Origin of the sequence: Candidatus Pelagibacter sp. Uisw_099_02, assembly GCF_047727625.1 — a bacterium.
Classification (GTDB): domain Bacteria; phylum Pseudomonadota; class Alphaproteobacteria; order Pelagibacterales; family Pelagibacteraceae; genus Pelagibacter.
Map to the genome: position 1 here is coordinate 233751 of NZ_CP159822.1, position 24636 is coordinate 258386.

Sequence of the window (24636 nt, forward strand, 5' to 3'; positions counted from 1 at the left end):
AAGAATTGTTTGTTTTATAAATAAAGAATTTAATTTATCATCAAGTTTGTTTTAAAAAAAAATGAAAAAAATATTATGCAAGGTTTTTTGTCAAACATGAGGATAAAAGTGACTCTTATTTAAGAAAAGCATACACTAATATGGATCTTCATACTGATGGAGCTTATGTCAAAGAAATGACTAACTGGTTACTTATGACTAAAATTAAAGAATAAAATGTTGAAGGTGGAGAAACAGCAATGCTGCATCTAGACGACTGGGAACATTGTAATAATTTATTTAATGATCCGGTTGGTAAACAAAGTTTTATTTGGGGCTCTCCTAAAAGTAAAAATATAGAATATAAAGTGGAACATCCTTTTTTTTCAACAGATGAAGAAGGCAGGCCACACATTTCATATATCGATCAATTTCCTGAACCAATAAGGATGGAGCAAGGTATATTTTTGCAAAATCTTTTAGATGGACTCGAGGAGAGTAAAAATAAAATAATAATTAAGCTTCCGGTAGGCTTTTAAATTATTATAAATAATCACTTTTGGCTACATGGAAGAAAACCATTTAGAGAAAATAAGAAACTAAGTAGAGAGCTTTTAAGAATCAGAGGTGTTTTTTCAAAATTAATTGATTCTCATACAATTTTTTAAACTAGAAGTTGATAATATTTGAATTTATATTTTTTTTTAAAGAAGATAAATTATTGCCATTTTTACTGACTTTTTTAGTTGCAATAATGCAACAAATTTAAAAAAACGTTATTGTTAGTATAAAAAGTATTTAATTGATTGCCTCATTTAGTATAACTACTCCATATTAATATAACGATAACAATAAAGGCCTAATAATATGAATAAATTAATGACAACAGTTGCTGCAATATCTCTTGCTGCCATGACTGCGTCTGCTAACTCTTCTGAGTTTAGAGCTGGTGCGATCTTAAATGGTGCTGCTGATTACGCAACAGCTACAGAAACATTGAAGGATAGTGGAAGAAGACACACTCAAGAAGCTGTTTTAGCTCATAACTATTTCTCAGTATTTGCTGAATTTGCAATTGATGCTGGTAACGGAATAGCTTTTGGAATTGAGTACGCTCCAGAATCAATCGAGCTAGAAGCTGAAACAAGAGTTTTAGATCAAGATGCTAGACTTGGTGGTGGAACTAACGACGATGGAACACAAACAATCGATGGACAGGTTTCTGACCTATTAACTGTTTACGTATCTGTGCCACTTGGTGCAACAGGTGCTTATGCTAGATTAGGTTACAATACAGCTACCTTAGATACTAGAGAAACTCTTACTACTGGATCTACATATTCAAGTGTTGATATGACTGGAACTCAGTTAGGAGTTGGTTACATGGGTAACATTGGTGAAAGAGCTTTCTATAGAATAGAAGGTAATTACAATGCATGGGAAGATATAGCTGTAAATGGTTCTGAAGTTGGTGGAACTGCTGGTTCTTTCAATAAAATCGATGCTAAAATAACTGGTGCTTCTGCAAGATTAGCAGTTGGTATGGCATTTTAGTATTACTTAATTATTTTAAAAAAGCCCTCTTAGGAGGGCTTTTTTTTTGCCTAAAATAAAAATCATTATTGTTATACTATTAAAATATGAAATTAGGATTCATTGGAACAGGAAAGATTGCATCTTCAGTAATAACAGGAATCTTTAGTTCAAAAATAACTTTTATAAAGATACTAATTTCTTCAAGAAATAAACTAATTGCAACAAAGCTTAAAAAAAAATTTACGAAAATAATTATAGCAAAAAATAACCAAGAAATAGTTGATAATTGTGATTGGGTTTTTTTATCAATTACACCATCAGTAGGGCAAAAAATTATTAAAGAACTTAAATTTAAGTCTACACAAACTATTATTAGCTTTATATCTACAATTACTTTAATGGATTTAAAAAAAGCTATTAAAGTTAAAGCAAAAATTATAAGAGCAATACCTTTACCCCCGATTTCATTGAAAAAAGGGCCAGTACCTATCTGCCCTCCTAACAAAAAAGTTAAAAATTTTTTTAATAAGATAGGAACAACAGTTGAAATTAAAAATGAAAAATCTTCAATTAATTTCTGGTCTGCATCAGGAATGATGGCTTCTTTTTATGAATTGTTAAGAGTGATGACTGACTGGTTGGTAAAAAGAGGAGTTAAAAGAGATATTGCGCAAAAATATGTAACCTCTTTATTTCTAGCACTATCAGAAGACGCAGTGTTTAATTCAAAGAAAGATTTGAAACATTTAGTAAAAGAATCTCAAACTCCTAAAGGATTAAATGAGCAAGGTGTGAAAGAATTAACAAAAGCTGGTTTTTATAAATCTTTTGAAAAGACACTCAACAATATACATAAAAGGTTAAATAAATAAAATTTCATGGATCAACAACAGAATATTTTACAAATTGAAAATTTATCAAAATATTTTGGAGGTTTAGCAGCAGTTTTAGATTGCTCTTTAAAAATTAAAAAAGGATCTATTACAGGTATTATAGGACCTAATGGATCAGGCAAAACTACCTTATTCAATTTAATTGCTGGAAATTTAAAATCTTCTCAAGGAAAAGTATTATTTAATGATGAAGATGTAACTGACGTTCCATCATATGAATTATTTTCTAAAGGTATTTTAAGAACATTTCAAATAGCACATGAGTTTACTAATCTTTCTGTACTTGAAAATTTGATGATGGTACCAGCAAATCAATCAGGTGAAAATCTAATGACAGCTTTACTAAAACCTACTTTAGTTAGAACAGAAGAGTTAGCTGTAAAACAAAAGGCTCAAGATGTGGTTGATTTTTTAAATCTTACTCATTTAAAAAACGAATTAGCTGGAAATTTATCAGGTGGTCAAAAAAAATTATTAGAACTTGGAAGAACAATGATGGTTGATGCTAAATTAGTATTACTTGATGAAGTAGGAGCAGGAGTTAATAGAACGCTACTTAAAGATCTTGGTACTGCAATTCTTAAATTGAATAAGGAAGAAGGATATACATTTTGTATGATTGAACATGATATGGAATTTATAAGCAGGCTATGTAACCCAGTTATTGTTATGGCAGAAGGTTCAGTTTTATTTGAAGGAACTGCTGAGGATGCAAAGAAAGATGAAAAAGTTATCGAAAGTTATTTAGGTAGAGGATCAAAGCTAAAGGATGAAAACTAATGGCTTTTTTTGAAGGTCTAAAAATGACAGGTGGTTATGGAAATGGACCTGATATTATTAACTCTTGTTCAGTTGATGTGAATAGAGGTGAAATAGTTTCTATACTTGGACCTAATGGAGCGGGCAAATCAACAGCAATGAAAGCTCTACTAGGACTTTTAAATTTAAAATCAGGCTCTGTTATAATTGATGGTAAAAATATTTCAAAACTTTCTCCACAGGATAGAGTGAAAGAAGGTATTTCATTTGTACCACAAACTAAAAATGTATTCTCTGGAATGAGTGTTGAAGAAAATTTAGAGATGGGAGCTTATTTAAGAGAAGATAGTTATCAAAATATTATAGAAGAAATTTATGAATTATTTCCAATACTTAGAGAAAAAAGAAATCAATTAGTTGGAGAATTATCTGGAGGTCAAAGACAGCAGGTAGCTCTTGGTAGAGCATTAATGATAAAACCATCTGTGTTAATGTTAGATGAGCCTACTGCTGGAGTTTCCCCCATAGTAATGGATGAATTATTTGATCATATAATTAAAGTGAAAAGAACCAATGTTGCAATTTTAATGGTTGAACAAAATGCTAAGCAAGCACTTAATATTTCTGATCGAGGATATGTATTAGTTACAGGTGAAAATAAATACTCAGGAACAGGAAAAGAATTATTAAATGACCCAAGAGTAAGAAGCTCTTTTTTAGGTGGATAATATGGAATTTTTAAACGCAATTATATTATTATTAAATTACATTTTTATGCCAGCACTTACATATGGCTCACAACTAGCGCTCGGTGCAATATTTGTTACTTTAATTTATGGAATTTTAAGATTTGCTAATTTTGCAACTGGAGACATGATGGCTTTTGGTACAATGGTTACTATTTTAATTACTTGGTACTTTCAATCAATTGGTATTTCTTTAGGTGTTTTACCAACAGCTCTTATTGCTATCCCTTTTGCTATAATTTTTATGATTGGTTATATGCTCTTTATAGATAAATTTGTATTTAGATATTATAGAGTTCAAAAAAGCCCACCAGTTCAGCTTGCAATGGTTAGTATTGGTGTAATGTTTGTAACTCAAGCTGTAGTAAGAATAATAATTGGGCCTGCTGACAGAAGATTTTTCGATGGAGAAAAATTTATTATTAAAGCTGGTGAATTTAAAGAGATGACAGGACTTAATGAAGGTTTGGCTATTAAATCTAGTCAGGTTATAACAATATTTGTAACACTTTTATTAGTTTCAATTTTATTTTGGTTTTTAAATAAGACTAAAACAGGAAAAAGCATGCGTGCTTACTCAGACAACGAAGACTTAGCTTTATTATCTGGGATAGATCCAAAAAGAGTAGTTATGATTACTTGGATTATAGCTGGTATTTTAGCAACTATTGGTGGTGCTTTGTATGGTTTGGACAAAAGTTTTAAACCATTTACCTACTTTAATAATATGCTACCAATTTTTGCTGCTGCAATTGTTGGAGGTATTGGAAACCCTTTTGGAGCATTTTTAGGTGGATATGTGATAGCTTTTTCAGAAATATTCCTCACTTATGCTTATAAAAAATTTTTTATGTACATTTTACCAGAAAGTATGGAGCCAGAAACATTAATGCAATTATTATCAACAGATTATAAGTTTGCCGTATCATTTTCTATACTGGTGATTGTCTTACTTTATAGACCAAATGGAATATTTAAAGGGAAAGTATTGTGAGAAAGTACCTAAACGTAATTACAGCATATACCATAATGATGGGTTTAATTATCTTAGTTGGAATATTTCAATCATGGAATGTTGCTCTATCAATTTTTAATATGTGTTTAATTTCTGCAGTGATGACCATGGGTGCAAATATTCAATGGGGATACGCAGGTCTAATTAATTTTGGTCTCATGGGTTATGCGGCATTGGGTGGATTGGCTGCAGTCTTAATATCAGCTGAGCCAGTGCAAGAAGCATGGGTTGCGGGGGGGTTTAATATTTTAATGTGTTTATGGTTAATAGTAGCTATGATATTTGCAATACGTTTTCTATTAAAAAATTTTGAAAAATCAAAATTTAGAACTTATGGTATTGCTGCAATTATTATTGCTGGAATTATTATTATAAGAATAACATCAGAGTCAAGTATTGAAGCTATTGAAAGTGTTAACCCTGCAACAACAGGGTTTCTTGGTGGATTAGGACTGCCAATTATGCTCTCTTGGATAGTAGGTGCCTTCTTTGCTGCAGGCCTAGCTTTTATAGTAGGTAAAGTTGCTCTAGGATTACGTGCTGATTATTTAGCTATTGCGACATTGCTTATATCAGAAATAGTCATAGCTATTATTAAACATGAAGATTGGTTAACACGTGGAGTTAAAAATGTAATTGGACTAGATCGACCAGTACCTTACGAAATTGAACTACAAACTAAAGAATGGTTTATAAATTTAGTTGCGAAATTTAATTCTGGCAAATTAGATTTAATCGCAAACATATTAAATAAACAAGTGGCTCTTAATCAATTAGTCATTGAAGGATCGTCAGTTTTTGTAAAACTTTGCTATTCAGGATTATTTTTAATTGTTGTAATAGCTTTATTAATAGTTACTCAAAAAGCTCTTTATTCTCCATGGGGAAGAATGATGCGAGCTATACGAGACAATGAAGAAGCAGCAAACGCTATGGGAAAAAATGTTGTTAAACAGCATTTGTTAATTTTTATTTTAGGCTCAGCTATTGTTGGAATAGCTGGCGCCATGTTAGTTACTCAAGATGGTTTGTTTACACCCGGTAGCTATAGACCAATGAGATATACTTTCTTGATTTGGGTTATGGTTATTGTTGGAGGAAGTGGTAATAATTTTGGAGCAATTTTAGGAGGTTTTGCAGTTTGGTTTTTATGGATTGAGGCTGCGCCAATAGCATTATTCTTAATTAATCTGTTTACAACAGGTTTAGCAGATACACATTCACTAAAGATTCATTTAATTGAAAGCGTTCCATACTTTAGATACTTAATGATGGGCATGGGTCTTTTATTGATCATGAGGTACCGACCAAAAGGTATACTTCCTGAGAAAATAGAAATAAAATAAAAACATTATGAAATATATTATACTTGGAGCTGCAGTGGCTTGGGCCATGTACATTGGTGATAAATATTTTTTTTAATGAATAAAAATTTATGGTTGTTGATTTTAAGTCAGGTTTTTGCTTTTACAGCAGCACCTGTAACAGTTTTTTTAAGTGGAATAATTGGCTCTCAATTTAGTCCAGTAAAATCTTTAGCAACTCTACCGATGGCCTTATCAATTGTAGGTATAGCTATTTTTGCAATTTTTGCAGCAAAGGTCATGAGTATAATTGGACGTAGAGCAGGCTTTATGTTTGCTTCTGTATTAAGTTCCTTGTCATCTATTTTAGCCGCTTATTCAATAATTAATGAAAGTTTTATTCTTTTTAATTTTTCATGTTTTTTACTGGGCGCTGGAGTAGCTTTTAGTCATCAATATCGTTTTGCAGCTGTTGAAACAGTAAAAAAAGATATGGCGCCTAAAGCAATATCAATAATATTATTAGCAGGAATAGGTTCAGCTTTTATAGGACCAAATGTTGCTAACATAACAAAGGATATTATAGCTGAACATTTATATGCTGGATCTTATATTGCGCTTGCAGCTTTAACTCTAACTTCAACAATTTTTTTATTATTTTATAAAGATGGGCATAAACCAAATAGTATTAACAAAAAAATCAAACGTAGTTATTTAGAGTTAATTTCTCAACCAAGATTTTTACAAGCTTTAGTGGCTTCAGCATTTGCTTATGCTGTGATGTCATTTTTAATGACTGCAACCCCAATAAGTATGCATGTAATGGAAAAAATAAGTTTAACTAAAACAGGGTTTGTAATTCAGCTTCACATCGCAGCAATGTTTTTACCATCACTAGTTACAGGTAATTTGATAAGAAAATTTGGTCACAGTAAAATAATGTATGCAGGTGTTGCCTTATTCCTAATAACAATTTTAACAAGCTTGTTTGAGCAAAACTTTGTTAATTACTTAATTGCTCTAATATTTTTAGGATTTGGCTGGAATTTTTTATTTATATCTGGAACAAGTTTATTAGTTTTATCTTATAGAGAAAATGAAAAATTTAAAGCACAAGGCTTTAATGATCTAATTGTTTACTCTATCCAAGCAATAGCAAGTTTATCAGCAGGAGTTTTCTTAACATTAACAAGCTGGAAAACAATGAATTTAATTTGTTTAATCTTTTTAACTATAATTATTTTATCAACATTAAGAGCAGATTTTAAAGAAAGAAGATAAGATGGATTTTTTATCCTATTTTCAACTTAGTTTAATAGAAATTTATTATGTAATTTTTATAGTATTTATTGCATCTATAATACGAGGCTTTAATGGTTTTGGTTTTTCTGCAATATGTATATCTGGCTTTTCTTTTATACTTCCAGCTATTGAAATAGTTCCAATCATCCTAGCGTTAGAGGTAGTTATTAGTATTTTTATGGTTCCATATATTTGGAACAAAATCGACTGGAGATTTGTTTTTAAAATATTATTAGGAATAATAATTGGATCTCCAATTGGCCTTTATTTATTGAAGTATTTAGATCCACAAATAACTCATTTATCTGTTTGTTTATTAATAATATTTTTTTCAATTTTATTAATGAAAGGATTTTCTAATCAAAAAATTAATAATAATTATGGAAAATTTTTTACTGGTATAATTTCTGGAGCACTAAATGGACTTACAACATTAGGTGGTATGCCAGTGGCACTTTTTTTATTAATTACAAGTATTCAGCCAGCGATAATAAGAGGTTCGTTGGCAGCTTTATTTTTTTTAACAGATATATACGTATTTGTTCTAAGTTTTTTTTCAGGAATTGTTGATGTGACAACAATTTATAGAATAATTCCATTAATTATAATTTTACCAATAGGAGTTTTTATTGGGAATAAATTTTTTGTTAAGAGTAAGGAAGAAACTTATAGAAAAGTTGTATTTTATTTCCTAATAATTATTTCAATTACTGGAATTTTAAAAATTATGAGTAATTTTTAAATAAAAAAAACCCTCAGCAATTTTCACTGCTAAGGGTTTTAAAATTAAGATATTAATTATCTTTGTTTTTTGTTTTTAAATTTTCCACCTTTGATTTCTTTTTCTAAGAAAGAACCTTCAGCTTCACCTACACTAGTAAAAGTAACTCCAGTTGCACCTTCGTAGTCAACTTTTTTACCTTTAGCTAGTAAGTCTAAACCTTTTTTAAGTTCACCTGGATAAATCTTAGTTCCAGGACCATTAGCAACATCCATTACATTTTTAGCAATAGAAGCTCTATCAGCTGATCCACCAGCTTGCATTGCAAGAACGATTAGAGCTGCTGCATCGTATGATTCACCTGTATAAGGCCCAGACGAGTCAATACCAGCAGCTTTTGCTACAGTTGTAAAAGTACCTGCTGTTTTTTTATTCATTGAACCAGGCATTGAACCAAAAGATTTATTTAAGTCTTTTCCAAAAGCTTCAGTTAATGAATCACCGATCATACCGTCAGATAAAATAAATTTATCAAATGCACCAGAGTCTAAAGAACCTTGTATAATTCCTTTTCCACCTTGGTCTAGGTAGCCGATTACAGCTATTGCATCACCACCTGCTGCAGCTAAAGTAGCTACTTCAGATGAGTAATCTGCTTTTCCATCTTCGTGAGCAGAAACAGTTGTTACTTTAATGCCATGAGCCTCTACTGCTGCTTTGTAAACATCAGCTAAACCTTTTCCATAGTCATTATTTGTGTAAGTAATAGCAACACTCTTAATTCTTCTATCCTTTGTAATATTAGCTAAAACTTGTCCACCTCTAGCATCAGAAGGAGCTGTTCTGAAAAAGAACCCTTTATCATCTAAACTTGTAAGTCCTGGTGATGTTGCAGATGGTGAAATCATAACTACACCATTTGGAACAGCAACGTTTGACGCAATAGCACCAGTTACACCTGAACAGTCAGCACCCATAATAGCCGCTACACCTTGTGCAATAACACCTTCAGCTGCTGTAGTTGCTGCCGCTGAGTCAACACAAGTTGAATCTGCTCTTACTACTGAAATAGTTTCTCCACCTAGTAGTGAACCTGAATCAGAAGCTTCTTTAAAAGCAAGTTCCGCAGATGCAGCCATAGCTGGTGTTAGAGATTCAATAGGACCAGTAAATCCTAATATGATTCCCATTTTAACCTCTGCGAATGTACTCGTTGTAAATGTTGAAACGAATATAAATGCAGCAATAAATAGTTTTTTCATTATTTTCCTCTTTGATTGTTAACAATTTATAAAAAGATGATTAAATTACGATTAATCTAAAAATTCAATGGGTAAATTATCTTATTTTACTGAGTAAAAAGACCGAACTTAGGACAATTATACTACCAATAAGGAACAAGATCGTTGGAATTTCTCCAAATATTAAAAAAGTTAGTCCGATCCCAAAAATTGGAAATAAAGAGTAAGAAGGAAAAATTTGACCAACAGTATAAAATTTATAGAGATAGAACATCAGTAAGTGAGCACCTAAAGAAACAACAATTGCTTGATAGGAAATTAACAACCAAGAGTTAAAATTAATAGATGAAATATTACTGAGTGTATCACCCTCAATAAAATAAGAGACTATTAATAAAATTGAAAAACCAAACAATCCTGTAAAAGCATTAGTTAAGCTTATGTCCAAGCTTCTTAGCTTTCTTGAATACACTTGAGCTAAACCAAAAGATAGAGCCATTAAACCCGCATAAAACAATCCTAAAAGATTATTAGTCAATTTTGGATCAAAAAATATTATTAAGATGCCAATAAATGAAGTAAAAATTAATATCCATTTTTTTGAACTTATATTTTCATCTAATATTATAGCGCTAGCTAAAATTCCAAAAGGAATTGCAAGTTGTGAGCCTACTATGACTGGAGATATAATTGATGAATAATAAAGTGATAAAGTCATAAATGAGTAGACCAAAACACCCATAGAAATAGAGAAAGCTATTAATGATGGGATATATTTTTTCTCTGGTATTTTAAATCTCCAAAAAGGTATTAATAAAATCAAAACCAATCCCATTCTAAGCGATGCCATTAGAATTGGAGGAACAGAGTCATTTAAGACTAATTTTGTTATAGGGAAAGCACTTCCATGAGCTACTGCTATAAAAAGTAAAATTAACAAATGTTTTAAAGGCAATCCATTATCCCATTGTAAATGGGTCAGTCATCGGTTTATCCGAAGAATTATACCATGTAGTTTTTATTCTCGTATATTCTTTAATAGACTCGATGCCAGCTTCTTTACCGTAACCACTATCTTTAATGCCTCCAAATGGCGCCATTGGTGAAATTAATCTATAAGTGTTTACAAATACTATTCCTGCTCTTACTGCTTTAGAAACCCTCATACCTCTTCCAAGGTTTGCTGTATAAACCCCCGAAGATAAACCATATTTGTTATCATTCATTTGTTTAATTGCTTCATCTTCAGTCTCAAATTTCATCACAGATAATACTGGACCAAATAATTCATTTTCAGCTGTAGGTAAATTGTGATTTTTACATTCAATTATTGTAGCTGGGAAATAATACCCTTTATTTGATATGCTAGATCTTTTTCCTCCACATCTAATCTTTCCACCTTGTTCAATAGTTGCTTTGATATTTTTTTCAATATTTTCTAATTGTTTAAAGCTATTTAAAGGGCCCATTTGAGTATCTTTATCCATAGGGGCTCCTAGTTTTATTTTCTCTGCTTTAGCTACTAATTTGTTTAAAAATTCATCATATATATCTGATTGAATATAAAGTCTTGATCCCGCAATACAACTTTGGCCGCTTGCACCAAAAATTCCAGCAGTAATTCCATTAAGTGCATTTTCTTGTTCGGCATCATTAAATACTACAACAGGACTTTTTCCACCAAGTTCTAAACTTACTTGAGATAAATTTTCAGCAGAATTTTTTACAATATGTTTTGCAGTTTCAGGACCACCTGTAAAAGCAATTCTTTCTACAAGATCGTGTGTAGTTAAAGCTTTACCACAAGGATCACCCAAACCAGTAATTACATTTACAACACCTTTAGGAAACCCAGATTTTTCAATTAATTTTGCAAATTCTAATAAAGTAACTGGAGCAAGTTCTGATGCCTTTATAACCACTGTATTTCCCATAGCTAAAGCAGGTGCAAGTTTTACTGCTGTTAATAACATTTGAGAATTCCATGGAATGATTGCAGCAATAACACCAATAGGTATTCTAGTTGTTGTTACTTGCATATCTGGTTTATCTATTGGAACAACAGTCCCTTCAACTTTATCTGCAAGCCCTGCAAAATAATCATAATATTCTGCTATATAATTAGCTTGTGATTTAGTTTCTCTAAAAATTTTTCCCGTATCTTTAGTTTCGATAGTACCAAGATGTTCAGCATTATCTCTTAATTGATTTGCTAGCGACCTTAAATATTTTGCTCTATCTCGAGGATGTAGGTTGGACCATGATTTTTCAAAAGCATTTTGTGCAGCCTTAACTGCTTTATCAACATCTTTCATACTTGCCCCTGGTACAGTTGCCCAAACTTCATTATTTTCTGGGTTTAAAGTTTCAATAGTTTTACCAGACTCAGAGTCAATCCATTGACCATCTATAAACATTTTAAATTTTTGAATTTTTGTCATTTAATTATTAATAAAATTTTTAAGATTTATATTAACATCATCTGCATACTCTATACTACAAAGATGTTTTCCATTACTTATCTTGGTAAAACTTGAATTTATTAAATCATTACATAAGGATTTTGACATTTCAACTGTTGAACCTGAGTCATCTGACCCTGTCATCACAAGAGTTTTAGTTTTTATACTTTTAATTATATTTATATCATCTTGATGATATGCAAATAATTTATAGGCTTTTAAGAAATTTAAATGATCTTCACCGTCTTTGGTCAAAATTTTTATAAATCGATCATAAATTTCTGGATGATCATTTAAATATTTATCAGTGAACCATCTTTTTAGTGCTTGTTTTGAAATAGGTTTATTCAACTTAGCTTGCTCAAATCTTTCTATAACTAAAGCCTTTTGTTCAGAACTTCTTTTGTATGTAGTTCCAAGCACTGTTAAAGTTTTTAATTTATCTTGGAATTTTGAAGCAAAGTCTAATGCTATCAATGAACCTAGAGAAAATCCAATGAGGTGAATTTTATCTACTTTTAAAAATTTTATTAAATCATCTAATTGGTTTGAAAAATCATCTAAAGTAATCTCTTCTTTATTAAAAGGAGTTTTTCCGTGACCTAACAAATCATAAGTAATTATTGAATTATTTTTTAAAGAATTAATTTGAGGTTCCCACATTTTATGATCTAACCCAACACCATGAATAAATACTAATGGGTCTGTGTTATTATCAACGAATAAATGATAATTTTGATTTGGATCAAAATTGTGAGGCATTAATTTATTTAGGGTCTAGTCCCATTTCCTTCATATCTTGATATCTGTCACCAGTTCTTGCATGTGCTCTGCCACTTGAGGCTCCACCGATAGCAATAACAATTTCATCATCAAAAGGAGCATCATGTATAGTAAATTCATGAGTTAGATAATAAGGTCTTAAACCAGAATCTGTTTTGTGCATCATTGGAATAGACATCTTTGATCCAGCAGGACCTCTTGTATTGGTAAAGCTTAAATAGGATGTTCCACCAACAGCATCTCTAAATTTATTTCCAAATCTTAATGTGTGAATAAATGCTGATGCATGTTCAATTTCTCCGTTAAGTCCAACAGTACCAGCTTTGCCATAGGCTAGAATTTTTTCAGGTGATCCAATCTCTTTTATAAGTTCTGGAACTAAAATATCACCCAACTTGGGAGCTAAATCCAAAATAATTGGTTTAAGATCTTCAACAAAACCTTTTCCGTACCATGGATTTTTAAAAACAGCTGCAACTGAAACAAGTAGAACAGGTTCTTTAGCTTCTTTACCTCCCTCAATAAAAGTTTTGTCTACAAATTTAGTAAACTTTCTAAGTTCAAGTTTCATTAGCTTGCTATTTCTATATTTGAATTATCTAAATTAATCTTGGGTATTACCTCATCATTAAACAGCTTTATACTTCTCATGCAATCGTCATGATCTATTCCAGGAAAATTAGACCAAACTTGAAGATTTTGTAAGTTTAACTCAGATTTTAATTCATTTATTTTATTTACAACATACTCAGGTGTTCCAAATAATAAATTTCTTTTATGTAGAAAGTCATAATTAAGTAAATCTAATTTATGTTTTGTCTCTGGCAATTCTTCACCTGGATCCATATGATTACCTAGACCTCTCCAGTGACAAACCCATTTCATATAGCTAATAATATGTTCACCAGCTAATTTTTCAGCTTCTTCCATAGTTTCTGCAACAAACATATCTCTAACCAAAGATACACCTTCCCCAAGTGGCACATCTCTATTTTCAACTTTAGATTTTGCATCTCTATAAATTTCAAATCTACCCTTTAAAGCTTTTACAGTTGGAATCCACATTATGGTATTTAATCCGTTTTGAGCAGCCCATTCAATTGATCTTGCTCCATCAACAACTTGCCATATAGGAGGATGAGGTTGTTGTTTTGGTTTTGGTACAATACTAATCTTTTTAATTTCATTAGTTTTTGTATCTAGAAATTCTTCACTAGGTGGACTCATATCGTGTTGCCAATTAAAACCAGGAGTAGGGTAGTTATAAAATTCACCCTTATGACTAAAAAATTTTTCAGTCCAAGCTTTTTTCATAATTGTTAAAGATTCATCAAACAACCTAAAATTTTTTGCCTGATCTTTTAGATCGGCTTCTTTGTTCATGTTGATAGCTTCTCTTCCATAAATTCCTCTTCCAATACCAACGTCAACTCTCCCCCCCGACAATTGATCTAATAAAGCTATGTCTTCTGCAAGACGTATAGGATTATGAAAAGTAATTACATTGCAAGCTTGACCAATTCTAATTTGTTTGGTTCTGGCTGCAGCATCAACACCCATCATTAATGGGTTAGTACAAGATTCCATTCCTTCATGATTAAAGTGATGTTCGGTATACCAAATTGATTCCCAATTATTTTCATCACAAAAAGTTGTGATTTCTTTAGTTTCGTTTAATAATTGATCGTATGGTTTATGATCCCAGTTTGTAGTGTTACAAAAATATCCAAATTTCATTCAAACCTCCTCAAATAATTAAATTTAAAGACGACTGATCCCACTTTCGTATTCTTTAGTACCGTTTAAACCTTAAGTAACGACGAGTTATGTACGCTTTTATTAAACTCTATTTTAACTAGACTCCTTATTCAATATATATTTAATCAAAATATTGCAGATAATTTATGAAATTAAACAAGGTTGAACCAAAATACATATCAAAATCCAATCCAAGAATTGGCCTTATAACACTTGGTAGCGATTTTAGAATTGAAAAAGATTTTAATAACGTGATTTATGGAAGAGATATTGATCTCTATGTAAATAGAATTCATTGTTATAATCCACTGACAAATGAAACTTTAGCAAAAATGTCAAATGACATTACAGAGGTTACAAAAGATATTTTACCAGATCAAAAAATAGATTGTGTAGCGTATGGCTGCACGTCTGGAACAGTTGCAGCTGGATATGATGTAATAAAAGAAAAAGTAAATTTGGCTAAACCAGAAACAAAAGTAACAACACCAATAACTGCAGCTATTAAAGCATTAAATAAATTAGACATTAATAAAATATCTATTTTTACACCTTATACAAAAACAATAAATGATTCTGTTGTTGGTTATTTTAAAAAAGAAAATATTAAAGTTAATTCTTTAACATATTTTGATATTGACTCTGATTTAGATATTGGAAAAGTTGATGAAGATCATTTATTTGATGTCTTATCAAAAATAGATCTTGAAGATAGTGAGGCGTTATTTGTTTCGTGTACAGCTTTACCAGTATTATCTATAATTGATAAATTAGAAAAAAAACTAAATAAAATTATTCTATCAAGTAATCAAACTTTAATCTGGGACTCGCTCAATGAAATTAATTATAAAGAAAAGATTGAAGGTTTTGGAAAATTATTTAATAGTTAAGCTATATGAATTTTAGTAAAGAAGAATACAAAGCCAGATTAAAAAAAGTTCAAAGCTCAATGCAAGAAAAAGGTATAGAGCTATTAATTTCAAGTGATACAGCAAATATGAACTATTTAACTGGCTATGATGCTTGGTCATTTTATTATGCTCAAGCTGTAATTGTGCATGTAAATGCTGATGAGCCATTATGCTGGGTTAGAAAACAAGATTCAGGTGGAGCTTATATAAAAACTTATTTAAAAAATGAAAATATTTTAGTTTATGATGAAAAATATATTCATACTTGGCCACTTCATCCTTATGATAATCTTGTAGAAATTATTAAAGAGAGAAAATGGGACAAACTTACAATAGGGTTAGAAATGGATAGTCATTACTTTACAGCTTATTGTTATGAAAAAATGAAACAAGGGCTACCAAATGTAAAACTAAAAGATTCTGAAAGATTAGTTAACTGGGCAAGAGTAGTTAAATCAAATGCTGAGATTGAACTTATGAAATCGGCAGCAATAATTTCACAGAAGGGAATGCAAGCGGCATTTGATGTAATAAACCCAGGTGTCAGGCAATGCGATGCCGTAGGAGAAATTCAAAAAGCATTATTTTATGGAACTCCAGAATTTGGGGGTGAGTATTCAAGTATTGCAACGCTACTTCCAACAGGAAAAGGTACTTCAGCATCACATTTAACAGCAACACAAGATAAGTTTATTGAGGGTGAGGCTACAATTATTGAACTTTCAGGGGTATATCAAAGGTACCATTGCCCAATGGCTAGAACAGTTTTACTTGGAAAGCCTGATCAAAAGAAAATTGACACTATGAATAAAACAAATGAAGCTCTTCAAGCTGGAATAGATGCTGCAAAACCTGGGCAAACAGCAAATGACGTTGCGCAAGCTTTTTGGAAAATTCTAGATAAATATGGAATAGAAAAAACCTCTAGAACTGGGTATTCAATAGGAATTGGTTATCCACCTGATTGGGGCGAACATACTTTAAATATATCAAAAGGTGATATGACTATTCTAGAGCCAAACGTTACTTTTCACATGATTGCAGTAATGCAATTTGGAGAGTGGGGTGTTGAAGCATCTGAAGCGATACGAATAACTGACAATGGGTGCGCGTTATTCTGTAATTTCCCAAAAGATTTACACGTTAAATAGTTGAAATAAAAAAACTTGATAAAAAACTCAACAAATGTTTTAAATCTAAAAAAAATTATGTCTAAAAATAATGAATTTGTTAAATTTGATAATGTAGACAAGAGCTATGATGGAAAAATCTTAGTTGTTAAGGGTTTACAGCTAGATATTGCTGAAGGTGAATTTGTAACAATGTTAGGACCCTCTGGTTCTGGTAAAACAACTTGTTTAATGATGTTAGCAGGTTTTGAGACGCCAACACATGGAGAAATTTATTTAGACGGTAATGCAATTTCAAATATTCCACCTCATAAAAGAGGTATCGGTATGGTTTTTCAAAACTATGCTTTGTTCCCTCATATGACAGTATATGAAAACTTAGCTTTTCCACTGAGAGTTAGAAAAATTCCAAAAGATGAAGCAGATAAAAAAATTGATAAAGCATTATCTATGGTGTCTCTTCAAGGCTTTGAAGCAAGAATGCCAATGCAATTATCTGGAGGACAACAACAACGTGTTGCGGTTGCAAGATCTTTAGTGTTTGATCCACAAGTAGTATTAATGGATGAACCACTTGGAGCTTTAGATAAAAATTTAAGAGAAAGTATGCAGTATGAAATTAAACATATTCATGAAAGTATTGGTGTAACAGTTGTATATGTAACTCATGATCAGACTGAAGCATTAACAATGTCAAGTCGTATTGCAGTATTCAATGATGGTAAAGTTCAGCAACTTTCAAGTCCAGATGAATTATATGAGAGACCTGTAAATTCATTTGTGGCAGAATTTATTGGTGAGAATAATACATTTGGTGGAACAGTTAGTGATATTTCAGGTGACACTTGTAAAGTTAAATTAAATAATGGTACTGAAATTTTAGCAAACCCAATTTCGGTTAAGGCTAAAGGAGAAAAAACAACAGTATCCTTAAGACCTGAACGAGCTTTGATTAACCCAAAAGATAAGATGGATAATAATCATAAGGGCAAAATAGAAGAAGTTATTTATCATGGTGACCATACAAGAGTTAGAATTAATCTATTAGGAAATGATCAATTCATCTTAAAAATTCCGAATAGCACATCTAATTTAGACATTAAATTGGGTAAAGATATTAATGTTGGCTGGAACATTAAAGACAGCAGAGCTTTAGATCCCAAATAAATTTTAAATAATAATCTTAATAAAATAAAGGCAAATTAGCCTTAATTGGCTGTTGACTCATTGAGCTGATATTGTTTTACTTTCACTTTATAAAATAACAAACGTTAACGTTAAATAGGAGAGAAAATGAAAAAATTAAGTAAATTATTACTTGCTCTATCTTTTGTACTTTCTATCACAACTTCAGCATTTGCAGTTACTGTAGTGTCTTGGGGTGGTGCTTATACTGAAAGTCAAAAGTTAGGTTATGGTGATCCTACTGCTAAAAAACTTGGAATACCTGTTAATTGGGTAGACTACACAGGTGGATTATCTGAAATTAAAGCTCAAAAAGAAGCTGGAAAAATCACTTGGGACATCATTGATGTGTACGCAAAAGACACTATCATTGGTTGTGACGAAGGTATTTTTGTTGAATTCGATTTCGACAAAGACTTTGCACCTGCTCCAGATGGAACTAAAGCTTCTGATGACTTCTTTACAGGCATGCCTTCAAAATGTGCAGTTGGAAACATCTTGTACTCTTGGAACTTTGCTTACAACAAGAACAACGTAAAAGGTACTCCAAAATCAGCAAAAGACTTTTTTAATACTAAAAAGTTTCCTGGTAAAAGAGCTATCTACAAAGGCGCAATGTCTAATTTAGAATTAGCTATGGCAGCAGGTACAAAAGCTGGCAAAGGTGGATCTAAGATCTATGACAAACTATCTAAAGATGGTGGAGTTGATGCAGCAGTTGCTAAAATCAAAGCACTATGTACAGATCCAAAAGGTGGATGTGTATTCTGGAATGCTGGAGCTCAGCCACCAGAATTATTAGCTAATGGTGAAGTTATTATGGCTACTGGTTGGAATGGTAGATTCTTCAATGCACAAATGGAAGGAACTCCAATTGTACAAGTATGGGACTCTCAAATTCTTGACTATGAGTATTTCGCTATGGTTAAAGGTGGACCTAACGATGCTAACGGTAAAGCTATGAAAGTTCTTAGAGAAATGACAAGTACTGAAGGTCTAGCAGGAAGTGCTAAGTATATTGCTTACGCTCCTTGGAGAAAATCTTCAATCGCTATCATGGAAGCAGGAGAGCCTTGGTTTAAAGATGGTAAGACTAACATGGTACCACATATGCCAACAGCACCCGCGAACACTAAATCATACATTCTTATGAACCCTGAATTCTGGGCAGATAACCAGGATGAAATTGGTGAAAAATGGGAAGCTATGAAAGCTGGTCTATAATTTAATTATAGATTAAACTTTTATTTTATTTAAAGGGCGGTTATTATATAGCCGCCCTTTTTTATTATGAGCACTGAACAAATTTTATCGTCTGACGGAATACCTTTAGAAATCAGTTTAAAAAAAGCTGAAAGAAAAAATAAAATGAGAGCCATGCTTCTTGTTGGTCCTTTATTTTTATTTCTTTTAATTACCTACATTGTTCCAATTGGAGACATGCTGTTTAGAAGTGTAGACGATCGTATGATCACAGAAAAGCTTCCAAATACTTTTAAAGCTTTAGAACAGTGGGATGGTAAAGAATTACCAGATGAAGAAGTTTATGAAGCATTTTATAATGACTTTTATCCTTTAGCTATGGCAAAAGAATCTGGAAAATTATATCAAAGACTAAACTATGAAAAGTCTGGCTTTAGTAGTGGGTTAAAAAAAACTAATAGAAAAATAAAAAAATTTGAAAAAAGCAATTTTAAAGAACAATTTATGGCGACCCATAAAATTTGGAATAATGTTGAATATTGGATAGCATTAAAAAATACAGCTCCTAATTGGTCTTATGTTAAGTATTTAAAAGGTGTTGATTTAAAATTAGATCAAGACAGAAATATAGTGCATGTAGCAGAAGATAGAAAAATTTATAAAACTTTATGGCTGAGAACCTTGAAAGTAGCTTTCTGGGTTACAATATTTTGTTTCATACTTTCTTATCCAATTGCCCACTTATTAGCTACACTACCAATGAAATACAGTAATTTATTGATGATTTGTGTATTATTACCATTCTGGACATCACTACTTGTAAGAACATCCAGTTGGATGGTTCTTTTACAACAACAAGGACCAATTAATGATTTTATAGTAATGTTAGGATTAACAGCAAATGATGCTCGTCCAGAATTAATGTATAATGTAGTTGGAACATTTGTGGCAATGACCCAAATTTTATTACCATTTATGGTTCTTCCTCTTTACAGTGTGATGAAAACTATATCCCCAAGTTTAATGAGAGCTGGGAAATCATTAGGTGGAACACCTTTTGTTGCATTTAGAAAAGTTTACTTTCCATTAACAGTTCCAGGAATAGGCGCTGGTTCTTTATTGGTGTTTATTTTAGCCATTGGTTATTATATTACACCTGCTTTAGTTGGTGGAGCTAGTGGATCATTAATTAGTAATACAATTGCTTACCATATGAAAAGTTCTCTGGACTGGGCTTTTGCCTCAGCATTAGGAGCAATGTTGCTCGTTGGTGTATTAGCTATTTATTGGATTTATAATAAGTTAGTAGGAATAGATAATATTAAATTAGGATAAATTATGTCACTACCAAGTTACACACCCTGGCACTATAAGATTTGGCATTACACATATTTAACTATATGTGGATTAGTATTTTTCTTTTTGATTGCACCGTTATTTGTAATACTTCCACTTTCATTTAATGCTGAGCAATACATCCATTTTTCAGCGGGAATGATAGCACTTGATCCAGATGCATTTTCATTAAGATGGTATGAAGACATGATATATGGAACTAAAAACCCATGGGGTCTTGCAGCAAAAAATAGTATTATCATTGCTTTCTTTGCAACTATTGGATCAACTATTCTTGGTACTGTAGCTGCATTAGGACTGAGCAGTAGACACATGCCATACAAAGCTGCATTTATGGCTGTATTAATTTCACCAATGATTGTTCCTCTTATTATTTCTGGAACAGCAATATTTTTCTTTATGGCTAAAGCGGGATTAGCTGCTACCTTTACAGGAATTGTTCTAGCTCATATTATTTTAGGGACACCATTTGTAGTAATAACAGTTACCGCAACTCTAACAGGGTTTGATCATAGTGTGACAAGAGCTGCTGCAAGTCTTGGAAGCAATCCTGTCAATACATTTATGAAAGTAACTTTACCATTAATTTTACCAGGTGTTATTTCGGGTGCATTATTTGCATTTGTAACTTCATTTGATGAAGTTGTAGTTGTGATGTTTTTAGCTGGACTTGAAAATACAACGATACCTATTCAAATGTGGGTGGGGCTTAGAGAACAATTGAGTCCAACCATTTTAGCTGTTGCAACCTGTTTGATCATTATGTCAACTTTAATTCTAGTGAGTGCAGAACTTTTGAGAAGACGTTCTGAGAGACTTAGAGGAATTAACAGATAGAATCATAGTTTCCAATTTCATGAATATTAAAAAAGTAGTAGTTATTGGCTCAGGAACCATGGGAAGTGGGATAGCAGCACATCTTTGTAATGCAAATATTCCTGTAACTTTATTAGATTTAAAAACAGAGATTAGTGAAAAAGCGAGAGATAGAATTCACAAATCAAGACCACCACTTTTGTTAGATAAATCCAAAATAAACAACATTAAAGTAGGAAATATTTTAGATAATTTTGATGAGGTTAAAGAGGCAGATTGGGTAGTAGAAGCTGTTGTTGAAAGAATAGATATCAAGCATGATATTTATGAAAAAATATTTAAGGAAAGAAAAAAAGGTGCAATAGTATCCTCAAATACCTCATCTATACCTATCAAGGTTTTATCTGAACATTTATCAGAAGAAGAAAAAAAAGTTTTCTGCATCACTCACTTTTTTAATCCAGTTAGATACATGGGATTATTAGAGATAGTTAAAAATGAAAATAATGATTTAGATAAAATAAATGCATTAAAAGATTTTTGCGAAACAAAACTTGGAAAAGGTGCAATTATTTGTAATGACACTCCAGGTTTTTTAGGAAACAGAATAGGTGTTTTTGCAATGCAAGTTGCAATGACTGAGGCTTTTAAAATGAAACTCAGTATAGAAGAAGCAGATGCTATTTTTGGGAGACCAATGGGTATACCAAAAACAGGTGTGTTTGGTCTTTATGACTTAATTGGTATCGATTTAATGGCAGATGTTTTAAAAAGTTTTATTAAAGAATTATCAGAAAATGATCCTTTCCAAATAGTTGCAAAAGAAATTCCTTTGGTAAAAACGTTAATTGAAACTGGGTATACAGGTAGAAAAGGTAAGGGAGGTTTTTACAGAATTAATAAAACTGGTGAAGTTAAAGTTATGGAAGCAATTAATCTTGAAACTGGAGAGTATTCAGCAAGTAAAAAAATTAATATCAAGTCAGATAAAGTAGATCTCAAAAAATTGATCTCAAGAGAAGATAGGTATGGTGAGTACTCTTGGTCTGTTATTTCTAAGATTATTAAATATGCTTCTTCTTTAGTTCCATCAATTACTAAAGACTTTAATGATATTGATGAAGCAATGAGGTTAGGTTTTAACTGGACTAAAGGTCCATTTGAAATGTTAGAAGAAATTGGAGTAGAAACTTTTTTTAATAAGATTGATAACTTTAAAGGAAATGCTTTTTTAGAAAATTTATCTCAAAATAGAAATCAAGATTTTTATGGATATAGACAAAAATATACTGACATTGAAACATTTGGAAAAGCAAAAAAGAAAGCACTAAGTGTTGATGGAAATAGCTCTGCACGGATATATAGATTTAATGATTATAATATTGTTGAGTTTACCACTAAAGCAAATGCTCTAGATTATGACTCAATGGATGCATTAAAAAAGGCAACAGACAAACCGTTGATTATAATAAATGAAAGTATGCAATTTTCTGCTGGAGTAAACTTGAGTTACACGATGGATTTTGCAAATAAGAATGATTTTAAATCTATAGAAAAATTTATTAGATATTTTCAAGAAACTTGCAAACACCTTAAATACTCTAATCATCCAGTTGTATCCGCACCATCCGGATTAACACTTGGTGGAGGATTTGAGGTTATGGTTCAAAGTAATTTTGTAGCCTCACATACAAATATTGTAGTTGGATTAGTGGAAACAATAGTTGGATTAATACCTGCTGGAGGAGGATGTAAGGAAATGTTAGCAAGATGGCTTGATACAGATGAAGCTAAAAATGATCCTCATTATGCCCCTCTTAAAGTATTTGATATTATTGGGTATGGAAAAACTGCTACTTCACCAGTTGAGGCAGAACCATTAAAATATTTAAAACCTGAAGATAAAAAAATAATGAACAGAAATAGTTTGCTTGAGGTTTCAAAAAAAATCTTAGATGACAATAAAGAATTTAAAGTCCCATCAGAGACGAAATTTAAACTACCAGGAAAAAAAGTTTTAGTAGAAATGAATAAAATTCTAGAAAAGCTTTACAATGAAAAAGTAATTCGTGAGCATGGTGTTACAGTTGCTAAGGAATTAGCACATGTCTTGAGTGGGGGAGACACAACTATTGATAAAACTTTATCGGAAGATGATTTATTTAAATTAGAATTAGATGCATTTATGAGATTAATCGAGACAAAAGAAACTCAAGATAGAATTAAACATACACTAGCAACAGGAAAACCTTTAATTAACTAATATCTTTCGTCTTCTTTTTTCTTTATCTCATTTTCTAATATTTCTTCTTTCTTTTCCTCTATCACTTCTTCTTTTTTAAATTCTATTATTTTTTCATTTTCTTCTTTTTCTCTAATTAGCTGGTCATTAAACTTTTTAAGCAATTCTTCTTCTTTTGCTATTTGTTCCTTATCAAATTTTCTTTCCCACTCTTTTATTCTCTCTTCTTCATCTTTAATTCTTTTCTCTTCAAGAATTCTAGCTTGAATTATTTTTTGTTCCTTTAAATTTTCTAATCTTATTTCTTCTTCTTTTAATTGTAATTCTTCTTGAATTTTTCTTTGATTCAGGTCATTTAATCTCAATTCCTTAAGTTCTTCTATTTCTAATTGTTCTTTTATTCTAAGTTGTTTTTCTTTTTCTCTTAACTCATCAGCTTCTTTTAATATTTTTATTTCTTTTGCTCTTAATCTTTCAACCTCATCATTTTTTATATTTTGTTCAATTTCTTCAAGTTTTTGTTTTTGATAATTTAATTTATGTTCTTCTTCTTTTAATCTTTGCTCATCTTTTTTTTGTTTATCAATCTCAATATTCTTTAATCTTTCTTCCTCATCTTTCATTTTCTGTTTAGCATCACGGGCATTCTGTCTCTCAAGAGCCATTAATTTATCATTTTCGATTTTGGCTTTTTGTTGCTCTTGTCTTATTTTTTGTTTTTCAAAAAAATTTAATCTTAGTTTTTCTTCTTTTAATTTTAAATCATCTTGTCTTACTTTTTCCTCTTCTTCGTCTCTTAGTTTTTGTTCTTCAGCCTTAATTCTTTGAGCTTCAAGTTTAATTTTCTTTCTTTCAATTTGCTGTTGTTGTTTTATATTTTTAACTTTCAGCTTTTCTTTTTTTTCTATTCTTTGTTTTTCTTCCTTAATTAGATTTAATTCATTTTGTTTAATTAACCTTATTTCTTCATTTTTTTGTTTTTCTTGTTCTAATTTTTCTTTTTTTAATTCTTTAATTTTTTCTTCTTTTAATAATTTGATTCTATACAGTTCTTTTTGTTTAGCTCTTTCTTTGAATTTATTGTATTTTTTTATTAAAGATGATGATGTGAATTTTGTTAATTTTTCTATATTAATCTTTTTTAAAATTTTTAAGGGTTGTTCAATTAACTTATTTCTGCTCTGATTAATTTTTTTACTAATTGTGCTTTTAAGGACTTTTTTCACAACACTATCTCATCAATTTTTGTTTAATAATAATAGTATTAGAGTGGCTATAATGGGTTCAACTTGAG

22 protein-coding genes and 1 pseudogene are annotated in these 24636 nt (G+C 31.0%); 16 read left to right on the forward strand and 7 right to left on the reverse strand.

The window, feature by feature from the left end; genetic code table 11:
• Positions 1-77: 77 nt before the first annotated feature.
• From ABXT47_RS01220 to ABXT47_RS01260, 9 genes and pseudogenes are all read left to right on the forward strand, one after another.
• Positions 78-647: pseudogene (locus ABXT47_RS01220) on the forward strand (carbon starvation induced protein CsiD); the annotation flags it as partial.
• Positions 648-846: 199 nt separating this feature from the next.
• Positions 847-1533 carry a hypothetical protein gene (locus ABXT47_RS01225; protein WP_415308814.1) on the forward strand — a complete coding sequence of 229 codons (687 nt, stop codon included), beginning with the start codon at positions 847-849 and terminating at the stop codon, positions 1531-1533.
• An 86-nt stretch (positions 1534-1619) separates the two neighbouring features.
• Positions 1620-2387 carry a pyrroline-5-carboxylate reductase gene (locus ABXT47_RS01230; protein WP_415308816.1) on the forward strand — a complete coding sequence of 256 codons (768 nt, stop codon included), beginning with the start codon at positions 1620-1622 and terminating at the stop codon, positions 2385-2387.
• A gap of 6 nt (positions 2388-2393) precedes the next feature.
• The gene (locus ABXT47_RS01235) at positions 2394-3188 is read left to right on the forward strand and encodes an ABC transporter ATP-binding protein (RefSeq protein ID WP_415308818.1); all 795 of its coding nucleotides are present in this window, start codon (positions 2394-2396) and stop codon (positions 3186-3188) included.
• Positions 3188-3895, forward strand: coding sequence for an ABC transporter ATP-binding protein (locus tag ABXT47_RS01240; RefSeq protein ID WP_415308820.1), 708 nt, complete (start codon positions 3188-3190; stop codon positions 3893-3895). Before ABXT47_RS01235 ends, ABXT47_RS01240 begins: the two co-directional genes overlap by 1 nt.
• Position 3896: 1 nt before the next feature.
• Positions 3897-4907: a branched-chain amino acid ABC transporter permease gene (locus ABXT47_RS01245; RefSeq protein ID WP_415308822.1), complete on the forward strand. Its 1011-nt coding sequence runs from the start codon at positions 3897-3899 to the stop codon at positions 4905-4907.
• A gap of 35 nt (positions 4908-4942) precedes the next feature.
• On the forward strand, positions 4943-6274 hold the full coding sequence (locus ABXT47_RS01250; RefSeq protein WP_415309360.1) for a branched-chain amino acid ABC transporter permease: 1332 nt from the start codon (positions 4943-4945) through the stop codon (positions 6272-6274).
• 75 nt (positions 6275-6349) lie between these two features.
• Positions 6350-7513 carry an MFS transporter gene (locus ABXT47_RS01255; RefSeq protein ID WP_415308824.1) on the forward strand — a complete coding sequence of 388 codons (1164 nt, stop codon included), beginning with the start codon at positions 6350-6352 and terminating at the stop codon, positions 7511-7513.
• Position 7514: 1 nt separating this feature from the next.
• The gene (locus ABXT47_RS01260) at positions 7515-8276 is read left to right on the forward strand and encodes a sulfite exporter TauE/SafE family protein (RefSeq protein WP_415308826.1); all 762 of its coding nucleotides are present in this window, start codon (positions 7515-7517) and stop codon (positions 8274-8276) included.
• 56 nt (positions 8277-8332) lie between these two features.
• Here ABXT47_RS01260 and ABXT47_RS01265 read toward each other — a convergent pair whose 3' ends face one another.
• From ABXT47_RS01265 to ABXT47_RS01290, 6 genes are all read right to left on the reverse strand, one after another.
• Positions 8333-9517: an ABC transporter substrate-binding protein gene (locus ABXT47_RS01265; protein WP_415308828.1), complete on the reverse strand. Its 1185-nt coding sequence runs from the start codon at positions 9515-9517 to the stop codon at positions 8333-8335.
• A 76-nt stretch (positions 9518-9593) separates the two neighbouring features.
• On the reverse strand, positions 9594-10451 hold the full coding sequence (locus tag ABXT47_RS01270) for a DMT family transporter (RefSeq protein ID WP_415308830.1): 858 nt from the start codon (positions 10449-10451) through the stop codon (positions 9594-9596).
• Between the two features lie 4 nt (positions 10452-10455).
• The gene (locus ABXT47_RS01275; protein WP_415308832.1) at positions 10456-11937 is read right to left on the reverse strand and encodes an aldehyde dehydrogenase; all 1482 of its coding nucleotides are present in this window, start codon (positions 11935-11937) and stop codon (positions 10456-10458) included.
• Positions 11938-12720: an alpha/beta fold hydrolase gene (locus tag ABXT47_RS01280; RefSeq protein ID WP_415308834.1), complete on the reverse strand. Its 783-nt coding sequence runs from the start codon at positions 12718-12720 to the stop codon at positions 11938-11940.
• Between the two features lie 4 nt (positions 12721-12724).
• Complete coding sequence (locus tag ABXT47_RS01285; RefSeq protein ID WP_415308836.1) at positions 12725-13312, reverse strand: amino acid synthesis family protein; 588 nt, start codon at positions 13310-13312, stop codon at positions 12725-12727.
• Positions 13312-14478, reverse strand: a complete 1167-nt coding sequence (locus tag ABXT47_RS01290; protein WP_415308838.1) for an LLM class flavin-dependent oxidoreductase — start codon at positions 14476-14478, stop codon at positions 13312-13314. Before ABXT47_RS01290 ends, ABXT47_RS01285 begins: the two co-directional genes overlap by 1 nt.
• A 167-nt stretch (positions 14479-14645) precedes the next feature.
• Here ABXT47_RS01290 and ABXT47_RS01295 point away from each other — a divergent pair, with 167 nt between their 5' ends.
• The 7 genes from ABXT47_RS01295 to ABXT47_RS01325 all read left to right on the forward strand — a co-directional run bounded on the left by ABXT47_RS01295 (position 14646) and on the right by ABXT47_RS01325 (position 23363).
• Positions 14646-15389, forward strand: a complete 744-nt coding sequence (locus ABXT47_RS01295) for a racemase (RefSeq protein ID WP_415308840.1) — start codon at positions 14646-14648, stop codon at positions 15387-15389.
• 5 nt (positions 15390-15394) lie between these two features.
• The gene (locus ABXT47_RS01300; protein ID WP_415308842.1) at positions 15395-16561 is read left to right on the forward strand and encodes a M24 family metallopeptidase; all 1167 of its coding nucleotides are present in this window, start codon (positions 15395-15397) and stop codon (positions 16559-16561) included.
• A 57-nt stretch (positions 16562-16618) separates the two neighbouring features.
• A complete protein-coding gene (locus ABXT47_RS01305) occupies positions 16619-17707 on the forward strand; it encodes an ABC transporter ATP-binding protein (RefSeq protein WP_415308844.1) in 1089 nt (362 codons plus the stop codon).
• A gap of 126 nt (positions 17708-17833) precedes the next feature.
• Positions 17834-18949 (forward strand): extracellular solute-binding protein, encoded by a 1116-nt coding sequence (locus ABXT47_RS01310; RefSeq protein ID WP_415308845.1) that lies wholly within the window; start codon positions 17834-17836, stop codon positions 18947-18949.
• A gap of 66 nt (positions 18950-19015) precedes the next feature.
• The gene (locus ABXT47_RS01315; protein ID WP_415308847.1) at positions 19016-20263 is read left to right on the forward strand and encodes an ABC transporter permease; all 1248 of its coding nucleotides are present in this window, start codon (positions 19016-19018) and stop codon (positions 20261-20263) included.
• Between the two features lie 3 nt (positions 20264-20266).
• Positions 20267-21121: an ABC transporter permease gene (locus ABXT47_RS01320; RefSeq protein ID WP_415308849.1), complete on the forward strand. Its 855-nt coding sequence runs from the start codon at positions 20267-20269 to the stop codon at positions 21119-21121.
• Between the two features lie 19 nt (positions 21122-21140).
• Positions 21141-23363, forward strand: a complete 2223-nt coding sequence (locus ABXT47_RS01325; protein WP_415308851.1) for a 3-hydroxyacyl-CoA dehydrogenase NAD-binding domain-containing protein — start codon at positions 21141-21143, stop codon at positions 23361-23363.
• Here ABXT47_RS01325 and ABXT47_RS01330 read toward each other — a convergent pair.
• Complete coding sequence (locus ABXT47_RS01330) at positions 23360-24568, reverse strand: primosomal protein (RefSeq protein ID WP_415308853.1); 1209 nt, start codon at positions 24566-24568, stop codon at positions 23360-23362. The genes ABXT47_RS01325 and ABXT47_RS01330 overlap by 4 nt on opposite strands.
• Positions 24569-24636 lie beyond the last annotated feature (68 nt).